The following is a 16,813-nucleotide window of genomic DNA, read 5'->3' as shown; positions in this document are numbered from 1 at the left end:
AAATGAGGAGGCTGCCCAATTCGGCAGCCTTTTTTGTTAGATTTAAAATGCCTATTGGTTAATATAACAGTAACCTGTAGATATTGTTGGATTGTCGAATTCTTATGACGATGAGAATAGGGAATGTTGTGAAAGTTGTGTATATCCGTATCGCTCTTTTATCGCTAATAGCACTTGTTCTTTCTGGGTGTGGAGAGCAACCAAAGCTAGTGGCTCTCACTGGTACCACGATGGGAACTTATTACTCCATTAAATGGGTTGAACAAGAAGGTGTGCCAGCTCCAGAAACCGTACGTAAAGAAGTACAGAGTTTGCTTGAGCAAGTTAATGCTCAAATGTCTACCTATCGTTCCGATTCAGAATTAAGCCGCTTTAATCAGCTTCAATCTTTGCAGCCTTTCGCCGTATCTACTGCAACGGCTAAGGTGGTTAAGGAAGCACTTCGGTTGTCGAAGTTGAGCGATGGTGCTTACGATATAACAGTAGGGCCGATCGTGAACTTATGGAGTTTTGGCCCTGAAGCGAGACCAGAAAAAATACCTAGCGATGAGCTAATTCAAGAGAGAATGGCTGAAGTCGGTTACCACCACTTAACTGTATTGGGCAATAACAGGCTAGTGAAAGATATTCCCCATCTCTATGTTGATTTGTCGTCTATCGCAAAAGGCTATGGTGTTGATCTAGTCTTCGAATATCTAAAAGACAAGTTGCACATTCGTAACTTGATGGTGGATATTGGTGGAGAAATGCGCGTTCAAGGTGAAAACCCATCAGGTGTTCCTTGGCGTATTGCTATTGAGAAGCCGCTAGTAAACGAACGAGCGGTGCAAGAAATCATTGAAGTTGGTGACAATGCTATTGCTACCTCTGGAGACTACCGTAATTACTTCGAGGAAAATGGAGTGAGATACTCTCACTTGATTAACCCAAGAACAGGTAAGCCGATTCAGAATCGAGTGGTTTCAGTCACCGTTATTGATAAGAGCTGTATGACAGCTGACGGTTACGCTACAATGTTTTCAATAATGGGAGAGCAAGAGTCAATAGCACTTGCTAACAGGGAAAATATCCCGCTGCTGCTGATAGTGAAAACGAATCAAGGATTTGAAGAGTTTCGATCAGACACATTCGATGAATATATAAAGAGATAGTAGAGAGGCGACAGTGGAAGTATTTTTAATAACGTTTGCAATCTTTCTGCTTGTTATTGCGGCAATGGCTGTTGGCTACATTTTCCAACGAAAAACTGTGAGCGGCAGCTGTGGTGGACTAGGCTCGGTAGGGATAGAAAAAGTCTGTAATTGCCCTGAGCCATGTGATGCTAGAAAGAAAAGAGAAGCGAAAGAAGCGGCTAGGGCAGAAAAATTAGCTCAGTGGAAAAAAGACAAGATCATCTAAATTTGCAATGAGCTCAACGAGAAGTTATCCGATTTCGTCCACCTTCTTTAGAATCATAGAGCCTTTGATCTGCAAGCTTGATTTGTTCATCTAAGTTGCCTTCGGTGTTGGTTGCTCCGATACTGATGGTAACTTGGATTTGAGTGTCTAAATGAGAGACGCGAATCTGTTCTATTTCTTGTCGCATAGTATCTAATCTTGCGACGAAACTATCATAGTTGCCATGCTGCAATATACAAAACTCTTCACCACCAAACCTGACAGCAATACCATCCTTAAAACTATTTTTGACGGCTTTTGCAACCTCTATAAGTACTAAATCCCCAGCATCGTGGCCATGAGAGTCATTGACCTTCTTAAAATAATCAATATCCAGCATAGCGATATTTCTATCTCCAGAGTGCTCGCCATCATGCTCGAAGAGGTAACGTCTGTTCCATAACCCAGTCAGTACATCTTGGTTTGCCATTCTATACAGTTCATCTGTTGCTTCCTTCATATTTAGCATCTGGTGTATACGGCAATAAAACTCTTCTTGGTTAAATGGCTTGTAGAGAAAGTCGTTGGCTCCAGCTTTTAGAAATTGAGCCGTGAGGGTTCTATCCGAACTACCGGAGAGCCCTAAAATGGCTAACTGGTTTTGATTGTAAAGCTGGCGTACTTCTTTAATCATTTCAACGCCATCTTTGTTTGGCATAGCATAGTCTGTAATGACAAAGGTAATATCTGTGTTGGCAGCAAGCTTGGATATGGCGTCATCACCATCCTCTGCTTCCGTTGTTCTAATGTATTGATGATCAAGTAGCTGTACGATATTTGTTCTCATAGTGCGTGAGTCATCAACCACCAAGGCATGGTGTTTAACGTTGTTCATGATCCTTTTTATAAATGGAATGAGGTAAGAAACAGAGCACATACTGTCTTTTAAAATGTACTCTAGAACCCCCTTTGACAGAAAGTGTTCACGGATCTCACCACTAAAGTAAGACGTCAGAACGACTACTTTGAGGTTGCTTTCAAGTACTAGATCAATCACTTCGCCATTTTCGCCATCGGGTAAGCAGTAGTCTAAAACAGCACAAACAAAATCATTTTCTTTGGATAGAACTTGTTGGGTTTCCGCAACGGAGCCAGCACTTACTACATGACAACCAAGAGAACCAAGTTGTTGGGATAAAAAGTTTCTCAACGCTTTACTGTCTTCAACAAGCAATATTCTATTATTCAAAGTCACTACCTAATGGCTGCTATAGTTATGATTTAACAAGGGACCGGATACCTCTTAAGGGGTATCTTTCTTTTAATGTTTTTTCAAACTCTATCTTTTATTTATAGCAGACTTTAGGCGGAATAAACTTTGATTTTCATCCAATTGCGTTGGATGTATACTGTATATATATACAACAATTTATGTTTTGACCATCAATGATAAATATTCGGAAAATCATACATGTAGATATGGATTGCTTTTACGCAGCCGTGGAAATGCGTGACAACCCAGAATATCGTGATAAGCCGATCGCTGTTGGTGGTAGTGAAAAGCAGCGTGGAGTGCTAAGTACGTGTAACTATGCCGCCAGAGAGTTCGGAATACGAAGTGCAATGCCAACAGCCCAAGCTAAGAAGCTTTGCCCAGAGTTAATTGTGGTCCCGGGGCGAATGGCATTGTATAAAGAAATATCTAAGCAAATTCGGTCAATCTTTTCTAAATACACCTCTGTTATAGAGCCCTTGTCGTTAGACGAGGCTTTTTTGGATGTTACCGATAGCAGCCACTGTAACGGTTCTGCAACGTTGATTGCTTCTGCTATTCGGCAAGATATATGGAACGAATTGAATTTAACAGCTTCAGCTGGTATTGCTCCTATAAAATTTCTTGCCAAAGTTGCTTCGGATATCAATAAACCAAATGGTCAGTTCGTTATACCACCAGATAGTGTCCAAGTTTTTATTGATGATTTACCACTTAATAAAATTCCCGGCGTCGGTAAAGTGGGAATTAAAAAGTTAAACGAAAAAGGCTATTTCACGTGTAAAGATATACGTTCTGGAGATTATCGAGAAATCTTAAGCCAGTTCGGCCGCATGGGCGCTTCGCTTTGGAAGAAAAGCCACGGAATAGATAATCGAGAGATCGTGGTTGAACGAGAAAGAAAATCTGTTGGTGTTGAGAGAACCTTTAGTGAAAATATCATGAGCTTTGAACAGTGCTGGCAAGTTATTGAAACTCGATTGTATCCAGAGCTAGAAAGTCGATTGAAAAAAGTGAGCCCTAACAAAGAAATAGTAAAGCAAGGCATAAAAATGAAATTCGCTGACTTTACTTTGACAACCATTGAGCACGTCCATCACATTCTTGAGTTGGATTACTTTAGGAAATTGCTCATTGAGATTATGAGAAGGCAAAATGGGCGAGAGATTCGCCTTTTAGGTCTTAGTGTCATGTTAAAGCCCGAAGAGCAAAACAGGCAGCTTAGTTTTTTTGAGTAACATTTGAATTAATGACAATAGATAGGACTTCATGTATGACCAAATTTCTTGTTGGCGTAGCTACGCTGTTACTGAGTACATCTAGCTGGGCAGCAATGTGTAATGTTGATTTGGCCAATGAAGTACAAATCACTGGGCAATCTGTTGCTATCGTCAACTCCAATGGGCAAACAGCGATGATTTCAGCAAACGATAATTTATCTATCGAAGGTAAAAATGTGCCTCTCAATAATGAGCAAAAGAAAGGGTTAGACAGCTATCGTGAGCATGTAAGTCAGTATGCTCCAGCGATTAAACAATTTATCGGAAAAAACCTCACATTTGCAGACAATATTGTTGATGAAGTATCGAAAAACTTAGGTGCGCCGAATGCTTTCGATAGCTTCAAGAAGTCAATGAGAACATTTGCTGGGGATATTCAGTCACAGTATTATAAGGGAGATAGCTTGATTCTACCTGCCAATACTTTTGAATCAGCTAAAGCTCAATTACCCACCTATTATGCTAAGGCCAAATCATTATTCGATACAGAATTTGTTAACCAAGCCTTCAACGTGATGTCTACAAAAATGAATCAAAATGGTGGCATTAATCTTACTGAGTTTTCCAATAAAATCTCGACTTTAAAAAAGCAGGTAGAAGTACAGCTTAATACTCATTCTGCTCAGCTGAAACAGCAAGGGAAGAAGATGTGTCAGTCTCTAAATGAGTTAAAACGAGAAGAACAATCACTACATAAAGAAGTTCCAGAGCTAGAAGGTTATAGCATATTCAAAAAGTAGTGCTTTAGAAAAACTCCATTTCATAATGCAGCAAGCTGGCCTGTAGCCAGCTTGTTTACTTTGAGATTTAGAAGCCTAAAGTGACTTACTTTTTCTCTGGAATATTGCCCAGTAGCGCGACCATTTGCTCCCAAAATAGTTCGACAGTATCGATCTTCACTTTTTCATCAGGAGAGTGAGGGAATTTGATAGTCGGTCCAAATGAAACCATGTCCATGTTTGGATACGGTTCTTTAAATAGACCACATTCAAGGCCAGCATGGATAACCATAATATTTGGTTTGTTGCCGTAAATGCCTTCATACATATCACGGAAAACGGCCATGATTTCAGAGTTTGGATCAGGCTTCCAGCCAGGGTAGGCACCAGAAAACTCAATGTTTGCATTTGCTAGTTCAGCAACTGATCGCAAAGTACTTTCTACTTGAACACGCCCAGATTCAATCAATGAGCGGATTAGGCATAAGATCGTTAGTGTGTTCCCTTCTGTTGTTACTACGCCAACATTTAGAGAGGTTTCAACTACGCCTTCAACATCATCGCTCATTCTGACTACGCCATTTGGGCAAGCGTTCAGAGTAGCAATTACTCTTTGCTGATCGTTTACAGAGAATACTTCTTCTACTGATGCTATTTCTTCATTGAACGTGACTATATCAGTTTCGATACTACCTAGCTCAGTTTGAATTAACTGGGTAAACTCAGAGTAAAGCTTGTCTAGCTTAGCTTGGTTTTCTTGTGGAACGGCTATTTGAGCAAAGGCTTCACGAGGAATAGCGTTGCGTAAACTACCGCCTCTAAAGTTAATCAGTCGAAGATCCAACTCTTGACTATGGGCTGCTAAAAATCTTGCTAATAGTTTATTGGCGTTACCTCGGCCTGTATTAATGTCACAACCAGAGTGGCCGCCTTTTAGCCCTTTTAAGGTTAGTTCTCGAGATACGTACCCTTCAGGCATTGAATCAGTAGATATAGTAAAGGATATAGCGCCATCAATGCCGCCAGCGCAGCCCATGTAGACTTCTCCTTCCTGTTCTGAGTCAGTATTGAGCAGAATTTCGCCGTCAAGCCAACCAGGTTGCAGGTTAGAAGCGCCTGTCATACCCGCTTCTTCATCAATAGTAAGGAGTACTTCGATAGGGCCGTGCTTTAGATCTTCTGAAGCAAGTACAGCAAGGCATGAAGCCATGCCAATACCGTTGTCTGCACCCAAAGTTGTGCCTTTCGCTGTGACCCATTCGCCATCAATATAAGGGCGGATCGGGTCAGCAACAAAGTCGTGGTCGGTATCTTCATTTTTCTGAGGAACCATATCGATATGAGCTTGAAGCACCACGCCTTTTTTATTTTCCATACCAGGTGTTGCTGGTTTCTTAATGAAAACATTGCCTACTTCGTCTCGTTTTACTTGTAGGTTTTGCTCGGTTGCCCAATCTACAATGTATTGAGCCAACGCGTCCTCATGTTTAGAAGGGTGAGGAATAGAACAGATCTTGTCAAAAAAATGCCAAATCAAGTTAGGCGATAGGTTACTAATTTCAGAATGAGTATCAGACACGGATTACTCCTTTTCGGTATACACGCTATTCGTTCTGTGGAGGTCAAGGATACCATCAGATCTGCTCAATCTAAAAAAGGAAATTCTCATTGTTAATGGATCCTGTTTTTTAATAAATAATAAATATGAAACAAAATCACATTATCTTTACATTGTGTAATTTTATTACTTTAATTTCATTTTAATGGGTAAAAAGTAAGCTGGCTACATTTATTTTGCTGCTTCAGTTGTAATTAAACTACATTGTGGTATATTACTTACCAACTTCGAAGGAAGAGAAAATGCTTAAAGGATGAGTCCGAATATATCGCCTCCAAGGAACAGAGATTTGTTTGTGTTCATTGAATATAAAGGTGATAGTTATGAAAGGTTTACCAGCTTCAACTTATTGGAAACGTGGTGCAATGTTTACCGGTAGGTTTGTGTATCCAACTAGTTTTGGCTACTAAGGTTCATCCTAAGCAATCTTCTTAAGTAGTTAATACCCCCTTGATTTTTGGAATTTATTTGCAGTCAATGTACTGATTTGATTCGACAGCCACTCACTTTGAGTGGCTTTTTTTATGTCTGTTGTGTCTAAAATTCACACTCTGTTATTGGAATATCCTCATTTTTGGTCAAATAGTTAGTTATGCCTTTATTTTCATAGCTAAATCTGACTTTTTTCTCTTTGAAAGCCAAAGTAAATTTCCACACGTTCTTCAACTGGCTAGCTTTTTGGGAAAGGATTTTGTTTAACCTATTGTAAATTAAAGAATTAAATCCTGTGTCTTTTCGTGGTTGTTCAGTGGTTTGGAAAAATTGGTGGCTAATTAAATTAGTATTCAATAAGTAGTGGTAATTCATATTTTATGAAATTATAATTCCCAGCCAAACGATTACGTGAGATTTAGTGTTAACTACTAAATGGACTCGAACATGCTAGAAAAGCTATTTAAACTCGGTGAAAATGGGACAAATGTTAAGACTGAAGTTGTCGCAGGAATGACGACGTTCTTAACAATGGCTTATATCATATTTGTAAATCCGGCTATTTTGTCATCAACAGGTATGGACCATGGCTCGGTCTTTGTTGCCACGTGTTTAGCGGCTGCTATTGGCTGTTTTGTTATGGGGCTGTGGGCGAATTTGCCAATCGCTCAAGCACCTGGAATGGGACTCAATGCTTTTTTTACCTACTCAGTAGTATTAGGTATGGGTTATACATGGCAAGTCGCATTGGCCGCAGTATTTATGTCAGGCTGTTTATTCATACTTTTGAGCTTGGTGAAAATTCGCGAGCTCATCATCGATTCAATCCCTCTTTCTCTGCGAACTGGTATTTCTGCGGGGATTGGCTTGTTTCTAGCGTTTATTGCGTTAAAGAATGCAGGCATTGTCGTGGCCAGCCCAGCCACATTTGTCACGCTAGGTAAAATCACCTCACTACAAGCTGTGTTAGCGTGTGTCGGCTTCTTTATTACTATTGGGTTAGTGCAACGCGGAGTGAAGGGCGCGGTAATGATTGCTATTTTAGCAGTCACAGGTCTTGGTCTAATATTTGGAGATGTGCAATGGCATGGCATTGTGTCAGCGCCACCAAGTATTGCGCCAACGTTCTTACAGCTCGATTTTTCAGGGTTACTTAATGTTGGAATGATTTCAGTTGTATTCGCATTCCTTTTTGTAGACCTATTTGATACAGCGGGAACATTAGTTGGTGTTGCTTCAAAGGCAGATCTTATTGATGAAAATGGCAAGATTCCGCGAATTGGTCGTGCTTTATTAGCAGACTCTACTGCTACGTCTATTGGTGCTCTACTTGGCACATCAAATACAACCTCTTACGTGGAAAGTATTTCTGGTGTTGCGGAAGGTGGAAGAACAGGTTTAACAGCCGTTGTTGTTGGTGTTTTCTTCTTGCTTGCTTTATTCTTCTCACCACTTGCGGGCATGATACCTGCCTATGCGACATCTGGAGCTCTTTTTTACGTTGCTATCTTGATGTTATCAGGGCTAGTCAACGTGGATTGGCGAGATTTAACAGAGGCAGCACCAGTTGTAGTGACTTGCCTCTTGATGCCACTGACATTTTCGATCGCTGAAGGGATTTCTTTTGGCTTTATTTCTTATGCCGCGATAAAAATATTTAGTGGTAAGGGACGTGAAGTGTCGATCAGTGTATACGTTTTAGCGGCTATTTTTATAGTGAAATACATTGTCGGTTAAACAAATTATTTAAATAAACTTTGGATCATACAATGAGCAATAAATTCATAATCACTTGGGAAATGATGCACGGCTACTGTCGCAAACTTGCTGAAATGCAAATGCCAGCTGAGCAATGGAAAGGTATTCTGGCGGTAAGCCGTGGTGGCCTTGTTCCTGCAGCTATTTTGGCAAGAGAACTGGGTATTCGTTATGTCGATACCGTTTGTATCTCTAGCTATGATCACGATCATCAACGTGATATGACAGTACTTAAAGCACCTGAGCATGATGGTGAAGGTTATCTTGTTATCGACGATCTAGTCGATAGCGGTGATACAGCGAGAAAAATTCGTGAAATGTATCCAAAAGCCAAGTTTGTGACTGTATGTGCTAAGCCTGCTGGTAGTGATTTGGTTGATGAGTATGTTGTAGATATCGAACAAGATACTTGGATTGAACAACCATGGGATATGGCTTTTGGCTTTGTTGAGCCGATTAATCGCAAGCGAAAGTAATTTGTAATCTCTAGCGAAATATAGAAAATGACCCAATCGCGGGTCATTTTTTTATTCAGCTCAAGCATATCGACCTCAGTTGGGTATATGATATGTAGCCAGCACCTCCAAAGTAAGGTATCAGATTTAGCAATGTCAGAACCATCTAGCAAAAACTTATCAGAAGTCCTGTTCGCTAAGCATAAACAAGCGAAAGAAACATCAGCACTCACAGAATACTTACCAAGTAGTCAAGAAATCTTGGAGAAGAAAAAGGTCGAAGATGATGCTGCATGGTATCGAATAGTTAGAAGGCTACAATGGGTTTGGCAGGGCGTTGACCCTATTGATCAAGAAGAAGTGCTAGCCAAAATTGCTTCGTCTGATGGTTCGCGTACCAGTGATGAACAATTAGATACTGTAATGGGTTACCGCAGTGGCAACTGGGCTTATGAATGGACAAAGCTGGGGATGACATACCAAAGAGGTTCACGTGAGCTAGAGGGAGAGTCCGCAGCTGATTCACTTTTTAATGCGTCACTATGTTTTAGTATCGCAGGCTATCCACATTTAAAGAATGACAGTCTAGCGCGCCAAGCTCAAACGTTAGCTAACAACGCTTACGCTGAGGCAGCAAAGAAAACCAAGTATGTGGTTAAACCTATTGAAGTGCCATACAAGAACAAGAAAATCGTGGCGAATTTGCACCTTTCTAGTACAGAAAAGCCTCAACCAGTGGTAATTGTTAGTGCTGGCTTAGATACTTTACAAACCGATATGTGGCGTCTATTCAGAGATTATTTGGCACCAAGGAATATCGCGATGCTGACTGTTGATATGCCTTCACTTGGCCATAGCCGCCACTGGACGCTAACTGAAGATACGTCTTGCCTGCACCAAGCGGTATTGAATGAATTGCCAAACCTTCCTTGGGTAGATCACCATAAAGTGGGCTTATTTGGCTTCCGCTTTGGTGGTAATGCAATGATTAGGCTTTCGTTCCTGGAGCAGACTAAGATAAAAGCGTGCGTTGCATTGGGAGCACCTATTCACGATATTCTTTCTTCTCCAAGTAAAATGGCTGGAATGCCAAAGATGTACATCGATGTATTGGCATCTAGACTCGGAAAATCTGTTGTTGACTTAAATAGCTTGTCTAAAAGGCTCGCAGCTTGGTCTTTGAAAATTCAAGGCTTTTTGTCTAGTCGTAAAACTCAGGTTCCAATTATGGCACTGAGTTTAGACAATGACTTTATGTCTCCGTATTCCGACAACCAGCTGGTTGCTATGTTTAGTCACGGTGGTGAAGCGAAGAAAATAAACAGTAAGATAATTTCACAAGGATATGAGCAATCCCTCGATTTAGCGATAAAGTGGTTGGAAAAAGAGCTATTTAGGTGACATTTTCAATTTTATAGTTAAGCATGTTAATAAGGATTTACTAGTCACGTAATCATCATGCTTAATGTTGAAATGGAGAAACAATATGTCTGATGTCATCAAACACCCGACTCACTATCGCTTGCTATCTGCGCTAAAGGCTATGGGGCCATATTTAAGAGAGCCGCAATCGAGCGAAGGGTACTATCTATTTGATTGCTTATCTTCTTGTGTCAATGATAAGAAATCTCCCGAGGAAAGAGAGTTTTGGGGATGGTGGCTGGAACTTGAGCAAGCTGAAGGTGGCTTTGCTGCAAAATACTATATTGGTCGGTATAACTTAGCTGGTGATTGGGAAGCGCAAAATATACCTAAAAAAGCGGTTTCCGAGGTAAATCGAACCCAAGAAGATTTTCACAAAAAGCTAGTTGAAACTTTGAAAAGCAAATTCAGCCTCAAAGTAAACATGCATAAAGAGTCGGTTGAGTTTGTTTAGCTTTACACATTGAGTCTTACCCCTATTCAAGAAGAGCTTTTTCAAGCTCTTCTTGCTTTATTCTCATTATATCTACTTAAAGGGGCCATTTTAGCGCCTTTTTTTCTTGTTTAATTGTCTATTGATTGCTAAAACATCTTTTCAGTTATGTTTTCTACATTAGACATGGATATGACAGAAAAACAGCAGAGAAATGATAGCTCTCTTCGCAAGACCATTGTGGTGAAGCTAGGTACCAGTGTTTTGACTGGTGGAACTTTGGCACTCGATAAAGCGCATATGGTCGATTTAGTCCGACAATGTGCCGAGCTTAAAAAATTGGGCCACTCTGTTGTCATTGTTTCTTCAGGCGCAATGGCAGCGGGGCGTGAGCATTTAGGCTACCCTGCGTTGCCCAATGCGATGGCTAGTAAGCAATTACTCGCCGCTGTCGGTCAAAGTCAACTTATTCAAGTTTGGGAGTCTTTGTTTTCTATCTACGGCATTAAAATTGGTCAAATGTTGCTAACTCGCGCCGATCTGGATGACAGGGAGCGTTTTTTAAATGCAAGAGACACCATTCATGCCTTAGTCGACAACGATATTATCCCTGTTGTTAATGAAAATGACGCTGTTGCAACCAGTGAAATTAAGGTTGGCGACAATGATAACTTGTGTGCTTTGGTTGGCATTTTGTGTAGTGCTGATAAGTTGTTACTTTTGACCGACCAAAAAGGGTTGTTCACCGCTGATCCGCGCAAGGACCCAGATGCTCAGTTGATAAAAGAAGTTCGAGCTATTGATTCAACTCTAAGAAAAATAGCAGGTGGCAGTGGCACGACTCTTGGTACTGGTGGCATGGCGACAAAGCTTCAAGCTGCTGATATTGCTCGCCGAGCTGGGATTGAAGTCATTATCGCAGCTGGCAGTGCAGAGAATGTGATTGTCGACTGTATGAGTGACAACCCGCATGGCACACGATTCCTGCCACTAGAAGAAGCATTAGAAAACCGCAAAAAGTGGATACTAGCGGGCCCTGCAGCTGTAGGCGACATTATTATTGATGATGGAGCAGCAATGGCTGTCATTAACAAAGGCAGTAGCTTGCTTGCTAAAGGTGTTGTTAAAGTCAGCGGCCAGTTTGCTCGAGGAGATGTCGCTCGAGTGACAAATAAGCAAGGGGACTTGATAGCAAAAGGGCTATCTAGTTACTCCAGTGTGGATTTAGCGAAAATTGTAGGCAAGCATAGTAAAGATATTGCTAACATACTTGGCTACGACTATGGCTCAGAAGTCATTCACCGAGATGATCTCGTAGTGATACAAGACTAGGCTACAAACCCAGTATGAAAGATAAAGGGACAGGATTTTGGATCTAATCAAAATGGGAGAGGCGGCTAAGCGTGCTTCGTATAGCTTAGCGACTGCTTCTACCGCACAAAAAAATTTAGCACTACAAACCATTGCGGATCAGCTTGAGCAGAGCTCAGCAGCCATTTTAGCGGCAAATGAAAAAGATATCAGCTCAGGTCGAGAAGCAGGGTTGGGAGAGGCAATGCTTGATCGTTTGCTTCTCAATGAGCAAAGAATCAAAGCTATCGCGGACGATGTTCGCAATGTTATTGGCTTAAACGACCCTGTTGGTAGCGAAATTGACAGCAAAGTATTGCCCAATGGAATGTCTCTAGCTCGTCGTAGAGTTCCGTTAGGTGTTGTGGGCGTTATCTATGAAGCTCGGCCAAATGTCACGATAGATATTGCGGCGCTTTGTCTTAAAACGGGAAATGCTAGTATTTTGCGTGGCGGTAAAGAGACGTTCTTTACGAATATAGAACTGGTTAAAGTTATTCAGACTGCTCTGCAAGAAGCAGGTTTACCTTCTGAGTCCGTACAATATATCGAAAAGCCTGATAGAGAGCTGGTTTCCCAGCTGCTAAAACTGGATCAGTATGTCGATATGATTATCCCAAGAGGCGGGGCTGGCCTGCACAAAATGTGTAAAGAGAACAGCACAATTCCCGTTATTATCGGTGGATTTGGTATCAGCCATATATTTGTAGATGAGAGCGCAGATTTATCCAAATCTGTAGATATCGTAGAGAATGCGAAAACTCAGCGGCCATCTACCTGTAATACTGTCGATACCTTACTTGTGCACAAGAAAGTCGCAGCAGAGTTTTTGCCAAAATTGGTCGCGCAATTATCTGATAAAGTGAAACTTGTGGCCGAGCCAAAGGCGAAATCTCATCTATCAAACAGTGCTAATTTAGTCGATGCTCAAGATGGTGATTTTGATACCGAGTGGCTGAGTCTTACTCTTGGAGTGAAGGTTGTTGAAGATATTGATGAGGCAATTGAGCATATGCGAGAGCACAATGCCAGTCACTCAGATGCCATTATGACCAATAGCCTAAGCCATGCTGAGCAGTTTATTAACTCGGTAGACACTGCCGCGGTGTATGTCAATGCATCTACTCGTTTTACAGATGGAGCACAGTTCGGTTTGGGAGCAGAAGTTGCAGTCTCTACGCAGAAATTACACGCACGTGGTCCAATGGGGCTAGAGGAACTCACAAGTTATAAGTGGGTGGGTAAAGCGGATTATTTATCACGCGCTTAGATTCCCTTTCGCTTATCGGTAGGCTCGTTGCCAGATAAGCGAATTTATGGAGGTAATATGCATTGTCCATTTTGTTCTGAAAATGACACTAAGGTTATTGATTCTCGGCTAGTGGCTGACGGCCACCAAGTTAGAAGGCGGCGTGAGTGCTTAGCTTGCCATGAGCGATTTACAACTTTTGAAAGTGCTGAATTGGTCATGCCGAAGGTGATTAAGTCGAATGGTAATCGTGAGCCATTTGATGAAGACAAGATGATTGGTGGATTTCATCGTGCGTTAGAAAAAAGGCCAGTAAGTGCTGACTCAATTGAACTGGCTATTAGCATGATTAAGTCTCAGTTGAGGGCAACGGGTGAACGCGAAGTCGATAGTGCTATGATAGGTAATTTGGTCATGGAGCAGCTCAAAGAGCTTGATAAAGTGGCTTATATCCGCTTTGCTTCTGTCTATCGAAGCTTCGAAGATATTCGCGAGTTCGGCGAAGAAATTGCAAAATTAGAAGATTAGTTTGGTCTGAATGTCTGTATATCAATCAATCGATTATCAATTAATGTTACGCGCCATAGAAATGGCGAAAAACGGTATGTTCACTACAGCACCGAACCCTAACGTCGGATGCGTGATTGCTCACGGTGAAGATATTGTTGGTGAAGGCTTTCACTACAAAGCTGGTGAGGCGCATGCTGAAGTGCATGCTTTGAAAGCCGCAGGTGATAAAGCTAAAGGGGCAACGGTGTATGTTACTTTAGAACCTTGCTCGCACTATGGGCGAACGCCACCTTGTTCTGAGGCGCTGATTAAAGCTGGTGTGAGCAAAGTCGTCTGCGCAATGGAAGATCCAAACCCGAAGGTTGCAGGTCAGGGTATCCAGATGCTTAGGCAAGCTGGTATTGAAGTGCTTGTCGGTTTAATGGAAGAAGAAGCTCACGCGTTAAATCGTGGCTTTATCAAATTAATGAAAACTGGGCTGCCTTTTGTCCAGTTAAAAATGGCTGCGAGCATCGATGGACAAACCGCGCTATCGAATGGTGAGAGCCAATGGATCACTTCCTCTTTAGCTCGTAGTGATGTTCAACACTTTCGATCTAAAGCGTGTGCCGTGTTATCAACAAGTAAAACCGTAATTGATGACGATGCTTCACTCAATGTGCGTTGGAGTGAATTGCCTGAATGTACTCAGCAGAAATACCCTGAAAGTGAGCTTCGCCAACCTGTCCGAATCATATTGGATAAAAACAATAATCTGTCTTCTTCTCTTAAGCTGTTTCAAGCAGATGGTGAAATCGTTGTCGTCAATAGTGAAGAGGGCAACTTAGACTCCCCTATCGATGAAAGTGGTCAATTTGATTTGGCCGAGTTATTTCGCCGCTTAGCTAAAAGCCATCATATCAATCATATCTGGGTTGAAGCGGGAGCGACTTTGGGCAAATCTCTGATTCAAGCAGGGCTAGTTGATGAGTTAGTGCTTTATCTTGCTCCTAAAATTATGGGCAGTGATGGTAAGGGCTTGTTCGGCGCATTAGGGATTGAGTCAATGCAGGATGTAATCAATATTAATATTCAGGATGTTCGCCATGTAGGTCCAGATTTACGCTTGGTTGCAACTTTGAATTAGAGATTAACGATAGAAGTTTAAATATGTTTACAGGAATTGTTGAAGCAGTAGGAACACTCACTGCTTTAGAAAGAAAAGGTGAAGATATGAGGATCAGCGTAAACGTTGGTTCTCTTGATATGTCCGATGTAAAGTTAGGTGACAGTATAGCAACCAATGGTGTTTGCTTAACCGTTGTCGAAATGACGACAACGAGCTACAAAGCTGATCTGTCACTAGAAACACTTAACAAGTCGGGCTTTGCTGACTATCAGGTCGGGGACAAGGTTAATCTTGAAAAAGCGATGCTACCGACGACTCGCTTCGGTGGGCATATTGTTTCTGGTCATGTGGACTGTGTCGGTAAAATCATTGATTGCCAGCAAAGGGGCAGGGCTTTTGAGTATTGGGTCGAAATTCCTCAAGCGCTCACTAAATATGTGGCAGAGAAGGGCTCTATCACCGTTGATGGTATTAGCTTGACGATAAATGCACTGTCTAAGTCTTCTTTTAAACTGACGATTGTTCCGCATACTTCTAGCGAAACCACTATCAGTGATTTCCAACTTGGTAGACGAGTTAACATCGAAGTAGACTTACTGGCTCGTTATATGGAAAGGCTTCTGAATGGTAACCAAGAAAACCAAGAGCCTGAGTCTAGATTGACCCTAGACTTCCTCAAAGACAACGGGTTTGCTTGATAGCGAAACCTCAAACTCGCGATTCACACAGGCACTTAGTAAGTCGAAATTCACATAATAAAAAGCAGGGTTCATATTGAATCGCTGCTTTTACTATTGTTGTTAAATTCCTATTAGATATTGCTCACAGTTCTGTGCTAGAATCCCGCGGTTCTCACTGGTTAAATATGGTTAAAGGAAAACATATGAAAGTTATCGAGGGTGGCTTCCCAGCACCAAACGCGAAAATCGCTATTGTTATTTCTCGCTTTAATAGCTTTATTAATGAAAGTCTTCTATCTGGTGCAATCGATACTTTAAAGCGTCATGGACAAGTTAAAGACGACAACATCGTCGTAGTTCGTTGTCCTGGTGCAGTAGAATTACCTCTAGTTGCTCAACGTGTTGCCAAAACAGGCAAATATGACGCGATTGTTTCTTTGGGTACGGTCATTCGTGGTGGTACACCACACTTTGACTATGTATGTAACGAGTGTAATAAAGGTTTAGCTCAAGTGTCGATGGAATACAGCATTCCAGTGGCATTTGGCGTCCTAACTGTTGAAACGATTGATCAAGCTATTGAACGCGCAGGAACCAAGGCTGGAAACAAAGGTGCAGAGGCAGCACTTAGCGCACTTGAGATGATTAACGTTCTGTCTGAAATTGATTCCTAATGGGGGCGAGTGTGAAACCAGCCGCACGACGAAATGCACGTCAATTTGCTTTGCAAGCTATTTATTCTTGGCAAATCACTAAAGAAAATGTTGCTACAGTTGAAGAGCAATTTTTATCGGGAGGCAAGTATGATGAAGAAGAGCATCATGCTGCCGAGCCTGCTCTAACAGCGCCGGAAACCGATGTTAACTATTTCCGCGAGCTATTAACTGGTGTTGTGCTTAATCACACAGATCTTGATTGCAAGCTGAGACCTTATCTATCTCGTCCAATGCAAGACTTGGACATGATGGAGCTTGCGCTACTTCGTATGGCAATGTACGAAATGACTCGCTGTGAAGATGTCCCTTACAAAGTTGTGATTAACGAAGCGATAGAGCTTGCTAAAGTTTTCGCTGCCGAAGATAGTCACAAGTTTGTTAATGGGGTGCTGGACAAAGCCGCGCCTCATGTTCGCAAAAAATAATTTCTAAA

At 41.6% G+C, this 16,813-nt stretch carries 17 protein-coding genes; 15 read left to right on the top strand and 2 right to left on the bottom strand.

Translation table 11 applies throughout. The features are described from left to right. Nucleotides 1–110 precede the first annotated feature (110 nt). On the top strand, nucleotides 111–1,151 hold the full coding sequence (locus tag L7A31_RS16170) for an FAD:protein FMN transferase (protein WP_237363585.1): 1,041 nt from the start codon (nucleotides 111–113) through the stop codon (nucleotides 1,149–1,151). A gap of 13 nt (nucleotides 1,152–1,164) precedes the next feature. Continuing rightward, nucleotides 1,165–1,398 carry a (Na+)-NQR maturation NqrM gene (gene nqrM / locus L7A31_RS16165; protein WP_237362791.1) on the top strand — a complete coding sequence of 78 codons (234 nt, stop codon included), beginning with the start codon at nucleotides 1,165–1,167 and terminating at the stop codon, nucleotides 1,396–1,398. A gap of 13 nt (nucleotides 1,399–1,411) precedes the next feature. Here the strand turns inward: nqrM and L7A31_RS16160 are convergent, their stop codons facing one another. Continuing rightward, nucleotides 1,412–2,626, bottom strand: a complete 1,215-nt coding sequence (locus L7A31_RS16160; protein ID WP_237362790.1) for a GGDEF domain-containing response regulator — start codon at nucleotides 2,624–2,626, stop codon at nucleotides 1,412–1,414. A gap of 197 nt (nucleotides 2,627–2,823) precedes the next feature. Here L7A31_RS16160 and dinB point away from each other — a divergent pair, with 197 nt between their 5' ends. Both dinB and L7A31_RS16150 read left to right on the top strand, forming a co-directional pair. Beyond that, nucleotides 2,824–3,888 carry a DNA polymerase IV gene (gene dinB / locus L7A31_RS16155; protein ID WP_237362789.1) on the top strand — a complete coding sequence of 355 codons (1,065 nt, stop codon included), beginning with the start codon at nucleotides 2,824–2,826 and terminating at the stop codon, nucleotides 3,886–3,888. 35 nt (nucleotides 3,889–3,923) lie between these two features. Continuing rightward, a complete protein-coding gene (locus L7A31_RS16150; RefSeq protein ID WP_237362788.1) occupies nucleotides 3,924–4,670 on the top strand; it encodes a DUF2884 family protein in 747 nt (248 codons plus the stop codon). Between the two features lie 85 nt (nucleotides 4,671–4,755). Here L7A31_RS16150 and L7A31_RS16145 read toward each other — a convergent pair whose 3' ends face one another. After that, nucleotides 4,756–6,228 (bottom strand): aminoacyl-histidine dipeptidase, encoded by a 1,473-nt coding sequence (locus L7A31_RS16145; protein ID WP_237362787.1) that lies wholly within the window; start codon nucleotides 6,226–6,228, stop codon nucleotides 4,756–4,758. Nucleotides 6,229–7,146: 918 nt separating this feature from the next. Between L7A31_RS16145 and L7A31_RS16140 the strand changes: the two genes are divergently transcribed. The 11 genes from L7A31_RS16140 (at nucleotide 7,147) to nusB (ending at nucleotide 16,805) form a co-directional block, all read left to right on the top strand. Further along, a complete protein-coding gene (locus L7A31_RS16140) occupies nucleotides 7,147–8,436 on the top strand; it encodes an NCS2 family permease (RefSeq protein ID WP_237362786.1) in 1,290 nt (429 codons plus the stop codon). A 32-nt stretch (nucleotides 8,437–8,468) separates the two neighbouring features. After that, nucleotides 8,469–8,933 carry a xanthine phosphoribosyltransferase gene (gene gpt, locus L7A31_RS16135; RefSeq protein ID WP_237362785.1) on the top strand — a complete coding sequence of 155 codons (465 nt, stop codon included), beginning with the start codon at nucleotides 8,469–8,471 and terminating at the stop codon, nucleotides 8,931–8,933. Between the two features lie 132 nt (nucleotides 8,934–9,065). After that, entirely contained in the window at nucleotides 9,066–10,313 is a 1,248-nt protein-coding gene (gene frsA / locus L7A31_RS16130; RefSeq protein WP_237362784.1) for an esterase FrsA, read from the top strand. 85 nt (nucleotides 10,314–10,398) lie between these two features. Next, nucleotides 10,399–10,788: a sigma factor-binding protein Crl gene (crl, locus tag L7A31_RS16125; protein WP_237362783.1), complete on the top strand. Its 390-nt coding sequence runs from the start codon at nucleotides 10,399–10,401 to the stop codon at nucleotides 10,786–10,788. Between the two features lie 171 nt (nucleotides 10,789–10,959). Next, nucleotides 10,960–12,099 carry a glutamate 5-kinase gene (gene proB / locus L7A31_RS16120; protein ID WP_435532913.1) on the top strand — a complete coding sequence of 380 codons (1,140 nt, stop codon included), beginning with the start codon at nucleotides 10,960–10,962 and terminating at the stop codon, nucleotides 12,097–12,099. A 37-nt stretch (nucleotides 12,100–12,136) separates the two neighbouring features. Continuing rightward, on the top strand, nucleotides 12,137–13,387 hold the full coding sequence (locus tag L7A31_RS16115; protein WP_237362782.1) for a glutamate-5-semialdehyde dehydrogenase: 1,251 nt from the start codon (nucleotides 12,137–12,139) through the stop codon (nucleotides 13,385–13,387). A gap of 57 nt (nucleotides 13,388–13,444) precedes the next feature. After that, nucleotides 13,445–13,894 carry a transcriptional regulator NrdR gene (nrdR, locus tag L7A31_RS16110; protein ID WP_237362781.1) on the top strand — a complete coding sequence of 150 codons (450 nt, stop codon included), beginning with the start codon at nucleotides 13,445–13,447 and terminating at the stop codon, nucleotides 13,892–13,894. Nucleotides 13,895–13,904: 10 nt separating this feature from the next. After that, nucleotides 13,905–15,002, top strand: coding sequence for a bifunctional diaminohydroxyphosphoribosylaminopyrimidine deaminase/5-amino-6-(5-phosphoribosylamino)uracil reductase RibD (gene ribD / locus L7A31_RS16105; RefSeq protein WP_237362780.1), 1,098 nt, complete (start codon nucleotides 13,905–13,907; stop codon nucleotides 15,000–15,002). Between the two features lie 23 nt (nucleotides 15,003–15,025). Beyond that, nucleotides 15,026–15,682, top strand: a complete 657-nt coding sequence (locus L7A31_RS16100; RefSeq protein WP_237362779.1) for a riboflavin synthase — start codon at nucleotides 15,026–15,028, stop codon at nucleotides 15,680–15,682. Between the two features lie 185 nt (nucleotides 15,683–15,867). Further along, nucleotides 15,868–16,338 carry a 6,7-dimethyl-8-ribityllumazine synthase gene (gene ribH, locus L7A31_RS16095; RefSeq protein WP_237362778.1) on the top strand — a complete coding sequence of 157 codons (471 nt, stop codon included), beginning with the start codon at nucleotides 15,868–15,870 and terminating at the stop codon, nucleotides 16,336–16,338. Continuing rightward, complete coding sequence (nusB, locus tag L7A31_RS16090) at nucleotides 16,338–16,805, top strand: transcription antitermination factor NusB (RefSeq protein ID WP_237362777.1); 468 nt, start codon at nucleotides 16,338–16,340, stop codon at nucleotides 16,803–16,805. Before ribH ends, nusB begins: the two co-directional genes overlap by 1 nt. The last annotated feature ends 8 nt before the right edge of the window (nucleotides 16,806–16,813 follow it).

Source organism: Vibrio marisflavi CECT 7928, from assembly GCF_921294215.1.
In the GTDB taxonomy this organism is placed as follows: domain Bacteria; phylum Pseudomonadota; class Gammaproteobacteria; order Enterobacterales; family Vibrionaceae; genus Vibrio; species Vibrio marisflavi.
Note: the sequence above shows the minus strand (reverse complement) of the source record. Positions and strands in the feature narration are given on the sequence as shown.

What these genes read in the sequence shown, in the direction of transcription:
- dinB (WP_237362789.1), top strand. Translation starts at nt 2,824, where the DNA reads ATGATAAATATTCGGAAAATCATACATGTAGATATGGATTGCTTTTAC.
- ribH (WP_237362778.1), top strand. Translation starts at nt 15,868, where the DNA reads ATGAAAGTTATCGAGGGTGGCTTCCCAGCACCAAACGCGAAAATCGCT.
- proB (WP_435532913.1), top strand. Translation starts at nt 10,960, where the DNA reads ATGACAGAAAAACAGCAGAGAAATGATAGCTCTCTTCGCAAGACCATT.
- crl (WP_237362783.1), top strand. Translation starts at nt 10,399, where the DNA reads ATGTCTGATGTCATCAAACACCCGACTCACTATCGCTTGCTATCTGCG.
- nrdR (WP_237362781.1), top strand. Translation starts at nt 13,445, where the DNA reads ATGCATTGTCCATTTTGTTCTGAAAATGACACTAAGGTTATTGATTCT.
- ribD (WP_237362780.1), top strand. Translation starts at nt 13,905, where the DNA reads ATGTCTGTATATCAATCAATCGATTATCAATTAATGTTACGCGCCATA.
- L7A31_RS16140 (WP_237362786.1), top strand. Translation starts at nt 7,147, where the DNA reads ATGCTAGAAAAGCTATTTAAACTCGGTGAAAATGGGACAAATGTTAAG.
- L7A31_RS16170 (WP_237363585.1), top strand. Translation starts at nt 111, where the DNA reads ATGAGAATAGGGAATGTTGTGAAAGTTGTGTATATCCGTATCGCTCTT.
- nusB (WP_237362777.1), top strand. Translation starts at nt 16,338, where the DNA reads ATGGGGGCGAGTGTGAAACCAGCCGCACGACGAAATGCACGTCAATTT.
- L7A31_RS16100 (WP_237362779.1), top strand. Translation starts at nt 15,026, where the DNA reads ATGTTTACAGGAATTGTTGAAGCAGTAGGAACACTCACTGCTTTAGAA.
- L7A31_RS16150 (WP_237362788.1), top strand. Translation starts at nt 3,924, where the DNA reads ATGACCAAATTTCTTGTTGGCGTAGCTACGCTGTTACTGAGTACATCT.
- frsA (WP_237362784.1), top strand. Translation starts at nt 9,066, where the DNA reads ATGTCAGAACCATCTAGCAAAAACTTATCAGAAGTCCTGTTCGCTAAG.
- gpt (WP_237362785.1), top strand. Translation starts at nt 8,469, where the DNA reads ATGAGCAATAAATTCATAATCACTTGGGAAATGATGCACGGCTACTGT.